General features: G+C 55.2%; 15 protein-coding genes. 9 read left to right on the top strand and 6 right to left on the bottom strand.

What is annotated here, in order from left to right; genetic code table 11:
- Window positions 1-90, top strand: a 90-nt coding sequence (locus QT230_RS19345; RefSeq protein ID WP_308323797.1) for an IS3 family transposase, incomplete at its 5' end; no start/stop codon positions are given.
- 133 nt (window positions 91-223) lie between these two features.
- Here the strand turns inward: QT230_RS19345 and QT230_RS19340 are convergent.
- Together QT230_RS19340 and QT230_RS19335 are read right to left on the bottom strand one after the other, a co-directional pair.
- The gene (locus QT230_RS19340) at window positions 224-706 is read right to left on the bottom strand and encodes a PRC-barrel domain-containing protein (protein ID WP_308323793.1); all 483 of its coding nucleotides are present in this window, start codon (window positions 704-706) and stop codon (window positions 224-226) included.
- Between the two features lie 108 nt (window positions 707-814).
- Window positions 815-1,012: a CsbD family protein gene (locus tag QT230_RS19335; RefSeq protein ID WP_308323792.1), complete on the bottom strand. Its 198-nt coding sequence runs from the start codon at window positions 1,010-1,012 to the stop codon at window positions 815-817.
- A 599-nt stretch (window positions 1,013-1,611) separates the two neighbouring features.
- On the opposite strand from QT230_RS19335, the gene QT230_RS19330 reads away from it, so the two are divergent.
- Complete coding sequence (locus QT230_RS19330) at window positions 1,612-3,327, top strand: DEAD/DEAH box helicase (RefSeq protein WP_308323791.1); 1,716 nt, start codon at window positions 1,612-1,614, stop codon at window positions 3,325-3,327.
- A 185-nt stretch (window positions 3,328-3,512) separates the two neighbouring features.
- Window positions 3,513-4,199 (top strand): deoxyribonuclease V, encoded by a 687-nt coding sequence (gene nfi / locus QT230_RS19325; protein WP_308323790.1) that lies wholly within the window; start codon window positions 3,513-3,515, stop codon window positions 4,197-4,199.
- Between the two features lie 10 nt (window positions 4,200-4,209).
- Here nfi and QT230_RS19320 read toward each other — a convergent pair whose 3' ends face one another.
- On the bottom strand, window positions 4,210-4,926 hold the full coding sequence (locus tag QT230_RS19320) for a glutamine amidotransferase (RefSeq protein ID WP_308323789.1): 717 nt from the start codon (window positions 4,924-4,926) through the stop codon (window positions 4,210-4,212).
- 136 nt (window positions 4,927-5,062) lie between these two features.
- Between QT230_RS19320 and tpx the strand changes: the two genes are divergently transcribed.
- Window positions 5,063-5,563 carry a thiol peroxidase gene (gene tpx / locus QT230_RS19315; RefSeq protein WP_308323788.1) on the top strand — a complete coding sequence of 167 codons (501 nt, stop codon included), beginning with the start codon at window positions 5,063-5,065 and terminating at the stop codon, window positions 5,561-5,563.
- Window positions 5,564-5,626: 63 nt separating this feature from the next.
- Here the strand turns inward: tpx and QT230_RS19310 are convergent, their stop codons facing one another.
- A complete protein-coding gene (locus tag QT230_RS19310) occupies window positions 5,627-6,334 on the bottom strand; it encodes a gamma-glutamyl-gamma-aminobutyrate hydrolase family protein (protein ID WP_308323787.1) in 708 nt (235 codons plus the stop codon).
- Window positions 6,335-6,402: 68 nt separating this feature from the next.
- A complete protein-coding gene (locus QT230_RS19305; RefSeq protein WP_308323786.1) occupies window positions 6,403-7,431 on the bottom strand; it encodes an amidoligase family protein in 1,029 nt (342 codons plus the stop codon).
- Window positions 7,432-7,579: 148 nt separating this feature from the next.
- Here QT230_RS19305 and QT230_RS19300 point away from each other — a divergent pair, with 148 nt between their 5' ends.
- The 3 genes from QT230_RS19300 to QT230_RS19290 all read left to right on the top strand — a co-directional run bounded on the left by QT230_RS19300 (window position 7,580) and on the right by QT230_RS19290 (window position 12,482).
- Window positions 7,580-10,057: a mechanosensitive ion channel domain-containing protein gene (locus QT230_RS19300; protein ID WP_308323785.1), complete on the top strand. Its 2,478-nt coding sequence runs from the start codon at window positions 7,580-7,582 to the stop codon at window positions 10,055-10,057.
- Between the two features lie 114 nt (window positions 10,058-10,171).
- Window positions 10,172-11,602: a hypothetical protein gene (locus QT230_RS19295; protein ID WP_308323784.1), complete on the top strand. Its 1,431-nt coding sequence runs from the start codon at window positions 10,172-10,174 to the stop codon at window positions 11,600-11,602.
- A 190-nt stretch (window positions 11,603-11,792) separates the two neighbouring features.
- Window positions 11,793-12,482, top strand: a complete 690-nt coding sequence (locus QT230_RS19290; RefSeq protein ID WP_308323783.1) for a CBS domain-containing protein — start codon at window positions 11,793-11,795, stop codon at window positions 12,480-12,482.
- A 45-nt stretch (window positions 12,483-12,527) separates the two neighbouring features.
- On the opposite strand, the gene QT230_RS19285 is transcribed toward QT230_RS19290, so the two are convergent.
- On the bottom strand, window positions 12,528-13,652 hold the full coding sequence (locus QT230_RS19285) for an aminotransferase class V-fold PLP-dependent enzyme (protein ID WP_308323782.1): 1,125 nt from the start codon (window positions 13,650-13,652) through the stop codon (window positions 12,528-12,530).
- Between the two features lie 232 nt (window positions 13,653-13,884).
- On the opposite strand from QT230_RS19285, the gene QT230_RS19280 reads away from it, so the two are divergent.
- Together QT230_RS19280 and QT230_RS19275 are read left to right on the top strand one after the other, a co-directional pair.
- Window positions 13,885-14,664, top strand: coding sequence for a ThuA domain-containing protein (locus QT230_RS19280; protein ID WP_308323781.1), 780 nt, complete (start codon window positions 13,885-13,887; stop codon window positions 14,662-14,664).
- Complete coding sequence (locus QT230_RS19275) at window positions 14,661-15,710, top strand: Gfo/Idh/MocA family oxidoreductase (RefSeq protein ID WP_308323780.1); 1,050 nt, start codon at window positions 14,661-14,663, stop codon at window positions 15,708-15,710. Before QT230_RS19280 ends, QT230_RS19275 begins: the two co-directional genes overlap by 4 nt.
- Window positions 15,711-15,724: the final 14 nt, after the last annotated feature.

Here is a 15,724-nt window from a genome sequence, read left to right as displayed (position 1 = left end):
ATCCATTACTATAATCATCAGAGGATCAAGCAGAAACTAAAAGGCCTGAGTCCCGTGCAATACAGGACTCAGGCCATGTCAGCTAGTTGAGAGAACCAACCGTCCAACTATTGGGGGTCAGTTCATTTGGGCGGCCCTTTTTGTTATACATGCGACTTGTTATACATGCGACTTGTTATACACGCGTCACGATGACACTACAGATTCAGTGTCGTTTAAGCTATTACTCGTCGGCATTGACTGCTTCGCGAGTGCTTTGCCAAGCGCTCTGTGCGCCTTCTTGAGTTGTTTGCCAAGCGTCACGGGCATTGGCTTTGGTTTGCTCCCACCAATCGTTATCGTAAGCAGGGAAGGCTTCTACCTCTTCTTGGCTGGCGTCGACCATGATGCGGTGCTGGGTATCACCGTCGCCTTCTGTCTCAGTTTCTAAAGTGAAGTAGTCGGTATCGACAACGATCTCACGACCGCCTAGGCCAAGCACTGAACCACTTTCGATCACAATGGCACTGATACGCATCTCTTCATCAAATAAGATGTCATCAACGTTACCAATCTCTTCACCCGAGCCGCCTGCAAAATAGACTTCTGCGTCAAGAATGTCGTCGGCTGAGTACATGCCCTGTGGCTCGTTTTGAGCATGAGCTCCTATCGCAAAGCTACCCAGTAGGGCAGTACTGATCGCTGTGGTCAGAATTGTCTTACGCATAGCATCTCTCCATGTGGCTACGATAAAGGGCAGATCGTCTCCGAATGCTGCTAAAAACGCCGACCTGCTCTAAATAAAACCGGATGTATAAAGGGTGTCGTATTTAATCTACTGCTTGTCAGCCCAGTCGTCGGCTTGACGCTCTGCTTCTTCACGTTCAAGACCATACTTTTGCTGAAGCTTGCCGACCAGTTGGTCTTTCTTACCGCCGATTTGATCCCATTCATCGTCGGTAATCTCACCCCAGCTAGCACGGGCCTTACCTTTCATCTCTGTCCATTTGCCTTCAATTTGATCCCAGTTCATTGCATCGCTCCTTGAGAGTAGTGAACTTGATTAGGCAATCCTTAGATTAGTCTAAACACACACATGTGCAAGCTCTTGATTAATTGTGGTGCAAGGCCTGTGGTGCAAGATCTGAGGTGCAAGATCGAGAGGTCTGAGAATGTAAGTGAAAAAAACTGGTCATGAGCAAAATGCGGTGATAGGATGCGCCTTCCTCGCATGTGTTGACCCCTCCATCATGACGGTGAGTGTTTGTCTACATAGTTATTAATGAGACGGTTATTAATGAGTCAAAATTAATAGTTATTCGTAGCAACGCTTACGGGAACATCTCGCCAATTGCTAGATGTCCATTGCTGTGAAGATGGCGCGCCTCCAGTATTTCACCACACGGGTGAAATCGGCGCAGTAGGTCGCCACAACGGTTGGCCCGCTTATAGGCGGTGCTTGCCAACCGGATGCTAGGTGCGACCGGCGTCTCCGACTCCATTGATGGCTATGACCGCTAAGGCAGTGCCTGTTTCGCTAACGATCACATGTTATGTCGTTATGCGATGACAGAGTCAGAGACGCTTATGATGTTTTTTGCCGGTACTTGCCGGCCTACCAAGGTGTGATTAATGACCTCGACTTCTGTCGCTTCGCCGAGCTTCGGCGATCTCGCTCTATTGCCTGCCGTTCTGTCTGCTGTTGAATCACAAGGCTATTTAGTTCCTTCTCCGATTCAAGCGCAAACCATCCCTGCGCTGCTTGAAGGCCGCGATATGCTGGGCCAGGCCCAGACAGGTACCGGCAAAACTGCTGCTTTTGCATTACCGTTACTGTCACGTTTAGAACTGACTCGCCGCGAGCCACAAGTGCTTGTAATGGCGCCAACCCGCGAGTTGGCGCAGCAAGTAGCTGCCTCATTTAGTAAGTATGGCCAAAACCTCAAAGGTCTTGAGGTCGCAACCCTATGTGGCGGCCAAGAGTACCGTGAACAGCTGGGCGCCCTTAAGCGTGGCGCGCAAGTCGTTGTGGGTACGCCAGGCCGAATTATCGATCACCTGGACCGCGGTAGCCTGAAGCTTGATGGCTTGTCCGCTCTAGTGCTGGATGAAGCTGACGAAATGCTGCGCATGGGCTTTATCGACGACGTAAAACGCGTGGTTGCCGATACCCCGAAAAATGCTCAGCGTGTGTTCTTCTCGGCGACTCTGCCGACCGAAATCGAGCGCATCGTTAATCGCTACTTGGTTGACCCGGTTAAGGTTGCTATTGAGAAAGGCACCACTACCGGCGAAAACATCGAGCAGCGCATTGTGCGTGTTGATGGCGGCGCTAAGCTGGAAGCACTATCGCGTATCCTCGAAGTAGAACCGGTCGACGGTGCCATCGTCTTTGTACGTACTCGTGCGGCGTGTACCACGCTGGTTGAGCAACTGACTGCCCGTGGCGTTAACGCCGCAGGCCTGTCGGGTGATCTGGATCAGAGCCTGCGTGAGCGCACCATTACGCGCTTGAAGCGTGGCAAAGTTGACGTGTTGATTGCTACCGATGTGGCCGCGCGCGGTCTAGACGTTTCGCGTATCACTCACGTTATCAACTACGATCTGCCCCAAGACGCCGAAGCCTACACCCACCGTATCGGCCGTACGGGGCGTGCCGGTCGCAGCGGCATCGCGATTACCTTTGCTGGCTTCCGTGAAGGCCGCAAAGTGGGCTGGATGGAGCAGGCGACCGGCCAGAAAATGACCGAAATGCCGCTGCCTGATGAAAGTGCTATTCGCGCCCACCGCGATGAAGTTTTCCATCAGCGTGTGCTTGCTTCTTTAACCAAAGGTGCCGAAGAGCAGCGTGCTCTGATCGAACGCCTGATTGAAGAAGGCCATGACCCGATTGAGCTGACCTGTGCGTTTGCCGCCATGGCACGTGCTGACGAAGCACCGATTGGTCGCCTGCAGGCACCGCGCAAAGAGAAACCTTCGCGTGATGGCGCGTCTGCCGGTAAGCCGGGTGCACGTCGTGAACGCACTAGCGGCCCAACCGAAGGCATGACGCGCTACCGCGTCTCTGTGGGTCATAAAGATGGCGTCAAACCCGGCCAGCTCGTTGGTGCTCTCGCTAATGAAGGCGGCATTGAAGGCGCGCGTATCGGCCGTATTGATATCCGTAACGCTTTCTCTGTGGTCGAGCTGCCGAGCGGCTTGCCCTCGACAATTCTGACCAAGATGGCACGTGCCCGTGTGGCCGGTCGTCCGCTAGAAATCAGTGAAGATAGCGCACCGGCTGAGCGCGCACCGCGCCGCCGTCGTGATGAAGGTGATGCGCCGATTCCTCGTCGCGAACGCGCCTAAGTCTTCATCAACGTAAGGAGTCATCAACTGCCGCCAAGCGGCAATTGAGTAACTCTCAAACGCCCCCGCACCTTTACTGGTGCGGGGGCGTTTTTTTGCTACGTTATTCACCATTCACCATTCACCATTCACCATTCACCATTCACCATTCACCATTCACCATTCACCATTTCAAGGAGGATGACATGCCATCACCGCTACATGAATGGAATCTGGCGCCTAGAGAAGCGAGAGCGCTGCAAACACAGCTGGCGAAGTGCTTGGAGCTATCTGATCGCTTAGCGCCGGTAACGCATATCGCCGGTGTGGATATCGGCTTTGAAGAGGGCGGCGAAATCACTCGGGCGGCGGTGGTCGTGCTGAAGTGGGACCCAGCCGCTGCGCCGGATTTAAACCTAGTGGAGCAAGTGGTTCATCGCGAACCCACACGTATGGCGTATATTCCTGGGTTGCTATCGTTTCGTGAAATCCCCGCTGCGTTGGGCGCGTTTGAAAAGCTCAGTGTGATGCCTGAGTTGGTGATGGTCGATGGTCAGGGAATTGCCCATCCACGCAGGTTAGGCGTGGCGGCTCACTTAGGTCTTTGGTTGGATTTGCCTACCATTGGGATTGCCAAATCTCGGTTGTATGGCAGACACGCCGAGGTAGGCGAACAGCGGGGTGATTGGGTACCGCTTTACGCGGGGCAAGAGACCATTGGCGCCGTGGTACGCTCCCGCAGCAAGGTTAAACCCGTGTATGTGTCACCTGGGCACCGCATCACTTTGGAAACATCGCTTGATTGGGTGATGCGTTGCCTAGGGCGTACCAAGCTGCCGGAGCCGACGCGCTTAGCCGATCGCTTAGCCTCACGTCGAGATCAGCGGCGGTAGGCGGTAAGCGCTAGACAAATGCCAGAAATCGTCGTAGAAGGCTGGTCGCTTCAGGGGCGTCCGTCACGTTAGCTGACAGGGTAAGTGGGTCCTCTCCTTGGTCGCGTAGCGCGGCACCTTGGCGCTCAATATAAGCGCGCATGACGGGTGCCGTGAACTCCGGGTGAAACTGCACGCTCCACTGCCGCGGGCCGTAGCGCAGCGCCTGGTGGGCGTCATGGCTATTGTGGGCCAGCACCGTGCTGCCGTGCGGTGGCTGCATCACCGTTTGTGCATGGGAGAGGTGAGCGACAAAGCGTTCCGGGAGTTGGCAAAACAGCGGGTCTTGCTGGCCTGCCTGAGTTAGCCGTACGGTGTGTGTACCGGATTCTCGGCCCGCTGGGTGGTAGTCGCTTACGCCACCGAAAGCAGCAGCCATTAACTGATGGCCGTAGCAGACCCCGAGCATGGGAATATCGCTGGCGAGTGCCTCTTGCAGCCAAGGCTTAAGCGCCTCGCTCCAGGGTTCGGCATCACTGACCATGCTATGGGAGCCGGTAATCACAATGCCGGTTAGGCTATCCAGGGCAGGCGCTGTCAACTGTCGCTGAGCATCCCATACCTGCAGGGTCATATGCGCTGGCAGAGCCGTGCTGAGCTGCTGTTTAAATAGCGTTTCAAAATCACCGAACTGGTCGACGACTTCCGGAAAAGCGTCGCCGGTTTTAACGATCAATACACAGGTCATATCACTCCCTCGGTGCGATGAAACGCAAACGTTAAACAAAGGCCTTTCAGGACGAGCGCAAAGGCATGAAGATAGCCTATCATGGCTTCTCTGGTGGTAAGAACGTATTAATTATTAACGATGTAAGGAGTAGGCAATGCAACAGATTACTCGCGCGGGCGAACCAATGGATGTCGCCGGTTCGCTGCCCGCCGTTGGCCAAGCGGCACCTGCCATGACCTTGACTAATACAGACCTGCAGGATGTCACTCTTGAGACCTTTGCAGGCAAGCGCAAGGTGCTCAATATTATCCCCAGTGTGGATACGCCCACCTGTGCTATGTCCACGCGTCATTTTAACGAGCTGGCGTCTAAGCTTGCTGACACAGTGGTGTTGGTTGTCTCGGCAGATTTACCCTTTGCCGCCAAACGTTTTTGTGGGGCAGAAGGTCTGGATAATGTCGAAACGTTGTCTACTTTCCGTCACTCTGAGTTTCGCGAAGCCTGGGGTGTGGCATTGTGCAATAACCCGATGGAAGGTTTGTGCGCACGCGCTGTGGTAGTGCTGGACGCCGATAACCGCGTACTGCACAGCGAGCTAGTGAGCGAATTGAAAAACGAGCCCGATTACGAAGCCGCCTTGGCGGTGTTGAATTAGGCTATGATTTTAAAAATTCGTCTTTAGAGGCCAGTTTCTAGGCTTGTTTTTAGATGTTGGTTTTTAGATATCGGCTTTTAGATATCCGTTTTTAGAGCGCCGTTTAGCATGACGTTTGGATGCCGTCACCAGTGCGCGAATAAGACGCTGCTGGGGGCGGTTGAAAAGCAGCCATTCGGGGTGCCACTGCACACCAATCAAGAACTCATGCTCGCGGGACTCGATGCCCTGCACCAAGCCATCTCTGTCACGGGCGACGATCTCTATTCCCCTGCCAGCGCCGTAAACGGCCTGGTGGTGGAGGCTGTTAACGCGACACCAGGTTACGCCGAGCAGACGATGCAGTTTGCTGGCTCCGACAATGTCGACGGTCTTGCGTGGTAGCACCGTGCGGCGGCGTTTTAGCCCTTCGTGGGTGGTATAGATATCAGGGTCCAGTGTGCCGCCAAGGTGCACGTTGATTAATTGCGCGCCTCGACAGATCCCCAGTACTGGCGTATTGAGCGGGATAAAACGCTCAAGCAGGGCAAGCTCCAGCTCATCTCGGGCAGGATCCAGGCGTACATCTAACTGCACTTCGCCGCCATAAAGGTGGGCCTGAATATCGTCACCCCCGCCAATGATCAAACCATCTAGGCTTTCCGGCTGTGGGCGTGAAGGCGATAAGCGTAGCGGTTTGCCGCCATGTCGCCAGACAGCAAACCAATCAAACCACCACGCTAGGTGGCTTTTTTGATCCGACGTGGTAATTCCGATAAGCGGCCGAGACATTCAGGTAGTTACTCGCTTTTGAAAGAAATAAAAGTGGAGATCAATCGGCTTTGTTTGACAATGAGGGCTTACTGACCCCGCATCCAGCGGCCCAGTCTCGCTGTTGACTGGGTTAGCTTATTCTTTAAGCGCGTTAGCATCGGACGGTTATGGTAGTCGATATACTCCGCGCAGCGGGCGAGCAGCACTTCATCGTTAGCGGCTAACTTCTCGACTTCCACCCAGCGGTTCCACTCAATGATGGAACCCCATCCCGGCTGTGACAATTGCGCATTAGGCAACCGGTAATGAAATGTGGGGCGCGGTTTGGTAAGCCGCGAATGGAGCATTTCGTGGCTATGCTCTGGGCGTATAAAGGCAAACAGTGGCAACATATCCAACTCACGATTGCGGGTTGGGTTGTAGTGCAAATAGTCGTCAATCAGCGTATCAAGATCAGGCGCGTAACGACTGTCGAGTAGCTTCAATGCGTACTCTTTATGGAACGGGTTGGCATGGGGCAGTACCTCGCGGGTAATATCTACTTTAATTTCATCGCGTAGCCAGCCAGCCAGCAGCAGATAGGCGCGCAGCATAGCGAGTAAATAGTCAACGTCGAAACGCTCGACTTCGGGGTTTAGGTGTAATCCGAAACCATACAGCAGGCTGGCATCGGTCCCTTTGGCGCCATGTTCGCGTAGTGCTTCAAAGAGACTATCCAGCTCTTCCAGCTCATCCCAGGGAACCGGTGGGCAGACGATTTCGGTAGGCACCAGACCGGTGACCATATCACCAATCAGTTCGCGGGTTTTTTGGTGAAACTCAATCCGCCGTTGGTGCTGATGACGTGCCCACTCGCTGTCTTGGGCATGCGGGTCTTCGAGTAGCGTTTTATCAGGATGCGCGTACTGGGTATCGAGCTCGATCCCAAATTCGCCCCAACGGGTATTCTCTACTAGTAGCCGATGGGGGCTTACCACGTTAAGCTCCCCGCCAAACAGCTCGAGTACGATCATCGCCGTATCGCGGGGGGGCAGGCCGGCAAACTCAATTTCGACGCCTACATGCCGATTTTTCCCATCGCTGTTTAAGTGGTTAGGTGGAGCTTGTAGCGTCATCTCGGCATCCTTGAGGTGAACGTTTAAGCCTTCAGCCTATCACAGTCACGCGTTGAGGCTGTGCGTATTACTGGGTTTAGTCATCCATGTGGACGACAGACGATAAGCACAGCAGGGTGCCATCTAAGCTAATTTTCAGGAGTAAGGTGTGCGACAGCACTGGTTAATCAACTCGCTAATAGGTGTCGTCTTGTTTGTGTTGGCAATAACACAGGCCGAGGCGCAGACGATGTCGCTACCCAGTTTGGGCGGTAGTTCCGAGGAGCAGACAGCCGAAGTCAGCGGCGAGGAGTTTCAGTCATCGCTGAATGACGTGATTGAGATGCTTGAAAACGAAGAGCAGCGCACCGAGCTGCTCAAATCGCTGCGTGAATTGCAGGTGACTGCAGGTGCTGCTAGTGAGGAGGAGGGCGCGATGCGCCAAGGCCTGCTAGGAGCGCTGGCAGATACCTTAAGCGATATTGGCGATCAGGCACAGGCCGGAGACTCGCCGATTGAACAATGGTCGCGCCAACTTGTTCAAGGCGCAGACGATTTGCGCGCGCTTAATGACGATGCTGACCAGGGTGAGGCGATTAGGGCGGTTGCTGAAGGGGCGGTGCTAGCGTTGGTTTGGATCGTGCTGTTGGTAGCAATGATTGCCTTTGGACGCATGCTTGCCAGCCGACGGGGGTGGCCGTTAGACCTGCCCCGCGACCCGAAGGGTTGGTTGATGGCGGCGCATTTTTTGCGCCGTATGCTGCCCTGGGCGCTGGCGTTTGCCATAACGCTAGGGGTTGGCCAAGTGCTGCCCGACAGCCCAGGGCGCACGATGGTGCTGGTGGTGGCGTATATTTGTCTGTGTGGCCGGACGCTGTCGGTAATATTTGAAACCGTGATCGCCTTCTTCAGCCGTGGTCATCGGTTTACCGCTGTGCAGGTTCTGCAACAGAGCGCCCTGCGCGGCCTGTTTGTAATTGGTGCCTTGATTGCGCTGGGGGACGCGGTCAACTCAACGCGCTTGGTAGAAATGCTGGGTAGCGAACTGTCGAGTCTGGTATCGATTCTTTCCAATATGCTGGCGGCGCTGCTCTCGGCGCGGTTTATTCTCAAATTTAAACGCCCGGTACGCCACCTGATTTGCAACCGGCCGTTTAAACAGCGCCGCGAAGCGAGTACCGCAGTCGAGATGATTCGCTCGCTGGGCGGGCTATGGCACATTCCGGCGCTGCTGCTGGTGAGCGGTTCATTGCTGGCAATCTTTATCACTGTAGGCAACGTGGGGGCCGCGCTGGCGCGCTCGATTATCTCCGCTAGTTTGCTGGTGCTGACACTGGTCATAACCGGGCTGCTGCGCCGCCAAGCGGAGCGTATAGGCAAGCGCCGTCACCGCCACCGTTATAGCCAGTATCGTAAACGCTTAGAGCGCTTTGGCTTTGTATTAGCGCATATCTGTTCATGGATGGTGTTCGCCGAGCTGTCCATGCAGGTGTGGGGCAGCTCGTTCTTTGGCCTGGGCCAGCAAGCGGTGGCCAGTGCGCGCATCGGCCAGGCGCTAGTCAGCCTGGGGGCCACCGTACTGCTGGCGTGGCTGGTGTGGATCTTTGCCGATACCGCCATTCAGCGCGCACTGACGTCGTCGGCGCGCTCCCGGGGGCGGCGGGTCAATCAGGCGCGAGCGCAAACCATCACGCCCATGATTCGTAACGTTATCTTCGTGACCATTTTGATTATTGCTGTGATTGTCGGGCTGGCCAATTTAGGCGTTAACGTTACACCGCTGCTGGCCGGTGCCGGTGTTATCGGCTTGGCGTTAGGTTTTGGTGCGCAAACCCTGGTTCAGGATTTAATTACCGGCATTTTTATTTTGATCGAAGACTCGTTGGCGGTGGATGACTTTGTACAGATCAATAGCCATACGGGTACTGTCGAGGGACTGACGTTGCGCACCGTAAGGCTTCGCGATCTGGATGGCGTAGTGCACATCATCACCTTCAGTCGCATTGAGTCGATCCACAATATGTCCCGCCAGTTCGGCATTGCGCTAATGCGTATCCGCATACCGTTTGATATGAAAATCGACGATGCGATTACGCTGATGCAGGAAACCGCCCAGGAGCTGCGCCGCGATCCGATGATGCGTCATCACATCTGGTCGCCGCTGGAGATGCAGGGCGTCCAGGGGTTTGAAGACGGCTGCCCCATCCTGCGTATGCGCTTTCGCACCGCCCCGGAGATGCAGTGGGATGTGTCTCGGGCGTTTAACCTGTTGCTTAAGCAGCGTATGGAAGTTCAAGAGATCGACCTGGGCGTACCGCGTCTTAGTGTCAGTATGGAAGCGCGATCTGAGGACCGCATGGAGGCCACCGCAGGCACATCGCTCTCTGTAGACAGCAACTCGCAAGAGAAAGGCGCCTCGAAGAGTGGACGAAGCGATACTGCCGTTGCACAACCAAGCGAATCAAGCACACAGGATCATAAGAAACCCGCACCGCCGAAACCCGCACCGCGCCCGACAAAGGCCGAAATTCGCCGTGACGAGCAGGAGCGTACGCACGATGAGGCGCCTAACCGCGCGGCGTCACATCGGCGACAGCCACAGGGCGACTCCTATGCCTCTCCCGGTGGCGAACACGGCGATGAGTAGCCAAGGGCCGCGTCAGGGGTTATGTGCTATTGCTATTGCTATTGACGCAGCAGATCGTGGTTTCATGAAGCTCCATGTTCACTTCAGTGATGGGGAATGTAGGGGACTGATGAGTTGATCAACGTTGAGCGTAAAAACAGCTTCCAGCTGCGGCTAAGCCGGCGGCTCAAGGAAGAGACATCGCATAATCTCGACGTCTATCTTTTTGTGCCTGGCGAGCTTGGCTTAAGTACCCAGCTTATCTCAGAAGAAGCCTTTTATCATGCTGCCATCAATGTCACGCGCACCTACTACAGCGACGAGTATCTCTTACCCTTGGTGCACAGTCGTTTGGCCAGTCGTAACCGCCTCGGTAGCGATTCGTACCGGTTGAGTCTGAGCCTCTACGCCTACCAATACGTGGTAGCGATGGAGCGCACCACTCAGTCGATGTTGGTCAGTGCCAACAAGCTGCGCCACGCCCGCCAAGAGGAGCGCGAAGATAACAGCGAGATACAGGAGAGTACCATTGGATTACACGATCAACTGCATGAAATGATCGACTTAAGCGACGGTATTCTCAAGCGGCTACGGCGCAATCAGCCGACCGATGACAGCCTGCATAAATACTTTGCCAACATTGATAACTATCTCTCCTGGTTTACTGAGCAGCAGTTACTGGCACTGGTGGCCCATATGCCTCGTGGTGGTGAGTTTACCGATATTCGTCGGCGCTTTATCAGCGTCTGCCATCGTGAGGACGAGTACCGTCGCGAACAGCAGTACAACGCTGAACGGGTGATGGCCGACCCCACGCGCATGTCGAATAAAATGCGCCTGTTGCGACGCCTGATTGAGCACCCGATTACCCTAAAACAAGAGGCGTTGGAACTGGGCGGCGGTGAGCAGAAAGCCGTCAAGGCTCTGGCGACAGCCGTGGTGATGACATTTGTTACCCTGGGTGTACTGCAATTGCGCAGCGTGTTGGGGGGGATTACCGCTCTGTTCGTATTAGCGATGGCGCTGCTCTACGCCATGCGCGAAGTGTTTAAGGATGATTTGCGTAATACCCTTTGGCGCTGGCTGCGTAAAGGCCGTCCCAAGTGGCGCCGACAGTATCGCGATCCCACGCATAACGCCTTGGTGGGGCGTCAACTGGAGTGGTTTGACTACAAGCGGTTTGCCTCGTTGGGCGAGGATATTCAGCAGATGCGCCGTCGCAAGGTGGCTCAGCGGGAAGAGGTGGTGCTGCATTACCGCTCAAGCTCACGCATGTCGCCCACGCGCTTTTTAAGCGGCTACGAGCACACCCGCGAAACCCTCAATCTGGATATCTCCATGCTCACCCGGCTAATGAGTAAGGGCAAGCATCACATCTACCGGCTAAAAGATGGTCAAGCGGTGCGCGAGGGTGTCGAGCGCCGTCATCTGTTCAACCTGGTGATTCGTGAGACGGGCAGTGAAGATACGCCCTATCTGGCTCGTTGGAAGGTCGTTGTCAGCCGCTCTGGCATTGTCGATGTTGAGAAAGTCGAAGAGAGCAGGGGCGTGCAGGAGAATAAATAAAAGAATGAGTAGTAAATAAGCCCCCATAAACTGCGCCAGATCAACGCAGCCTCAATGCGCTCTTGGTTATGGCTAGCCAGCATAGGCAAATTGTCCGCAGCGAACTAGGCTCAAAGAACAGGCAGGGTAACCTGCATCTGCGACTCAGTCTTTAAAATACGTATTAAGGGCTGACGCAAGGAGGAGAGCCATGCAAGCAATCGATATTATGACGCCCAAAGTGGTAAGCGTGGGCCCCGATACGGAAGTACGCGATATTGCCCAACTGCTGCTCAATCATCGTATCAGTGCCGTTCCTGTGGTGGATGATGAGCACAAGGTAATAGGCATTGTCAGCGAAGGCGATTTAATGCGCCGGGTAAAAAATGACGGTAACCATCGTGACGCTTGGTGGTTAACGCTGTTTACCGGCGGTAAGGATGCTGGCGACTACGTTAAGTCTCATGGTCGTAAAGCGCACGAGGTCATGACCCCGAATCCAGTGACCGTGGAAGAGAACACGCCGCTGCATACCATTGCGCGAATGTTGGAAAAACACCATATCAAGCGGGTACCTGTGCTGCGTGACGGTAAGTTGGTGGGCATTGTCAGCCGCGCTAACCTGCTTCAAGGTATCGCCAATGCGGCGGTGGCCCCGACCCAGTCACCCACGGATGACAGGCAGATTCGCGAGGCTATTCTCAAAGAAGTTGAAAATAATACCGGCGTACAGATCGAAGGCATTAGCGTGATTGTGGATGGCGGTGCGGTAGAAGTCTGGGGGCTGGTCGAATCCCTTGAGCAGAAGCAGGCGGTATCAGTGGCAGCAGAAAACGTGCCAGGGGTCACCAAGGTCGAAAACCACCTGGGTATGATGCCGCGGGGCGTAGGATATATGTGACCTTAAGCCCGCTATGTTAATAGCGGGCTTTGCCTTCCTGACTCTCTAAACCACTGATTTAATCGCCTGCTCCAGGCTGTTTACGCTGCGCTCTGTGTGATGGAGCTTATCCAGCCCAAACAAGCCTATGCGGAAGGTTTGGAAGTTGTCGCCTTCATCGCACATTAGCGGCACACCGCCCGCCACTTGAACGCCCGCCTGGGCCAGTTTGCCCACCAAGCCGCTATCGTCGCTATAGCACACCACCACGCCGGGGGCTTCAAAGCCTTCCGCCGCAACGCTGACAAAACCATGGCGTTTAAGCATGGCACGGACTTCCCGACCAATCGTTTGCTGTTCCTGTTTTACCTTGGCAAAGCCATAATCCCGGGTCTCCCGCATGATATCCCGTAATTGTCGCAGCGCATCGGTAGGCATAGTGGCGTGATAGGCGTGCCCACCATTTTCGTAGGCTTGCATAATGCTGTGCCACTTGCCCAAATCGCAGGCAAAACTGTTGCTCTGGGTCTCCTTCAAGCGCTGCGTAGCAAGCTCTGAAAGCATAACCATGGCGCAGCATGGCGAGCCGCTCCAGCCTTTCTGCGGTGCGCTGACCACCACATCAATGCCGAGCGCCTGCATATCCACCCACAGGGTGCCCGCCGCAATGGCGTCCAGTACGAACAGACCGCCTACCTCGTGAGTCGCTTCGGCGAGCGCCTGGATATAGTCATCCGGGAGCAGTAAGCCTGCAGAGGTTTCAACCTGTGGGGCAAAGACCACAGCAGGCTTTTCGCTACGAATCTGCGCCACGGCCTCGTCTATAGGTACCGGCTGAAAAGGCGAGCGCGGGTCATCGGCATTTAGGCGCCGTGCCTTAAGCACCGTGTGCTGTTCGGTTAACCGCCCCATCTCAATAATCTGCGTCCAGCGGTAGCTGAACCAGCCGTTACGAATGACCAGCGTTTTCTGGTCAAGGGCAAACTGGCGCGCTACGGCTTCCATGCCAAAGGTGCCGCTACCGGGCACGATGACCGATGCCTGGGCGTTATAGACCTCTTTCAAGGTGGCAGAAATGTCACGCATCACGCCTTGAAACTGCTGTGACATGTGATTCAACGAGCGGTCTGTATAGACCACCGAGTACTCAAGCAAGCCGTCGGGGTCGACGTTGGGCAGTAAACCAGCCATGGCGTTCTCCTGTTATTGGGTATGCGCTGCGTTTAAGCGCGAGATCATGGGTAAGAATACGGTTAACTCTGTAGCGATGCCAATAGCGTGAGAGGCAGCGTTGGTCGGCTTGGTCGCGACTAAAGTTGTATTTGAGTAAACGTTTACGTGGCGATAGTAAACGTTTACTTTAGCGGTTAAGAGCTACGAAGAAGCTTTTTTACGCAACTACCAGCCTAGCTGAGGAGAGAAGATGACCATTAATGTCACGGTGTGGGGTGAAAACGTTCACGAACAAACCAATGAAGTTGTGGCCCGAATTTACCCAGACGGCATGCATCACTGCATCGCCGAAGGCCTCAACGAAGCGGAAGGGCTCAATGCCACCGCCGTTACACTGCAAGACCCCGAGCAAGGGCTAAGCGACGAGCTACTCGACAATACCGATGTGCTGCTGTGGTGGGGCCATGCTGCCCACGGCGATGTGTTGGAGGAGACGGTTGATCGCGTTCAGAAACGCGTGCTGCAGGGCATGGGGTTGATTGTGCTGCACTCTGGGCACTACGCAAAAATCTTCAAGCGCTTGATGGGCACTACCTGTTCACTCAAGTGGCGGGAAGCGGGGGAGCGCGAACGGCTATGGGTGGTGAACCCTGGGCATCCGATTGTGCAGGGGCTGGGCGACTATATCGAACTGCCGCATACCGAAATGTACGGCGAGCCGTTTGCCGTGCCCAATCCTGACGAGGTGATCTTTATCAGCGCCTTTGAAGGCGGTGAGGTCTTCCGTTCAGGACTGACCTACAAGCGCGGCAACGGCAAGATTTTCTACTTCCGTCCCGGTCATGAAACCTACCCAATCTACTACAACGAACAGGTTAAAACGGTACTGAAAAACGCGGTGCATTGGGCCCGTCCGGAAGGCGCCCGGTGGATCGATAGCTGCCCCAATATCCCTGCCGATCAGGCCCCCAACCCGGTGGAAATCAAAGGCGAAGGGCTGCATAAACCCGGCGAGGAGGGCTTCAAATGATCCGTTTAGCGATTATTGGTGCCGGTAGCATGGCGGGCGAGCACGCCAAGCACTTTGGCCGCATTGAGGGTGTGGAAGTCGTCGCAGTGTGTGATATGGATTTGGCCAAGGCGCGTGATTTTGCTGGCCGCTATGGCATTGCCGATGTGTATGATGACCTGGAAGCCATGTTGGCGCGGGAGGATATTCAGGCCGTTAGCAACGTTACGCCGGATGGCGTTCATAAACTAACGTCTCTGGCCGCGATAGCCGCAGGTAAGCATATCCTGTGTGAAAAACCGCTGGCCACTAATGCGCAGGATGCTCGTGAGATGGCCGACGCCGCCAAGGCCGCCAACGTCATCAACATGGTCAACTTTAGCTATCGCGATGCGCCAGCCATACAGCACGCCCGTGCACTCATTACCGCCGGGGCCATTGGGCAGGTGCGTCACGTAGACGCCAGCTACCGACAGAGTTGGCTGGTCAGCCATGCCTGGGGGCGTTGGGATCAGGATAGCCAGTGGCTGTGGCGGCTCTCGGAAGCCCACGGCAGCAAAGGCGTGCTGGGCGATGTAGGCGTCCATATTGTCGATTTTGCCAGCTTTCCGGTCGGCGATATTACCCGCGTAAACTGCGAGTTGACCTGCTTTGAGAAAGCCCCGGATAACCGCATCGGCGATTACCTGCTGGACGCCAACGATACCGCGCTAATGCGCGTGACCTTTGCCAATGGCGCCAAGGGCACCCTTCAGGCTACCCGCTGGGCGACCGGGCATCACAACTCGCTAACTCTGAGCGTACACGGCGATAAAGGGGCGCTCCGCGTGGATCTGGATGCTTCCAAGGACGAAGTGCAGGTGTGTCTCGATGATGACGTGCACCCCGCACGCTGGAGTACCGTCAAAGCGCCGTCTACGCCCAACATCTACCAGCGCTTTATCGAAAGCATTCGAACCGGAGAGAACGATCAGCCTGACTTTGCCCGCGGCGCGACGATACAAATCGTGCTGGACGCCTGTTTCGTCTCTAGCCTGGAAGACCGCAGCCTGGCGATTGCCCGCTAGCGGAACGTTACATC

Origin of the sequence: Halomonas sp. SpR8 (assembly GCF_031010195.1) — a bacterium.
Taxonomy (GTDB): domain Bacteria; phylum Pseudomonadota; class Gammaproteobacteria; order Pseudomonadales; family Halomonadaceae; genus Vreelandella.
Note: the sequence above shows the minus strand (reverse complement) of the source record. Positions and strands in the feature narration are given on the sequence as shown.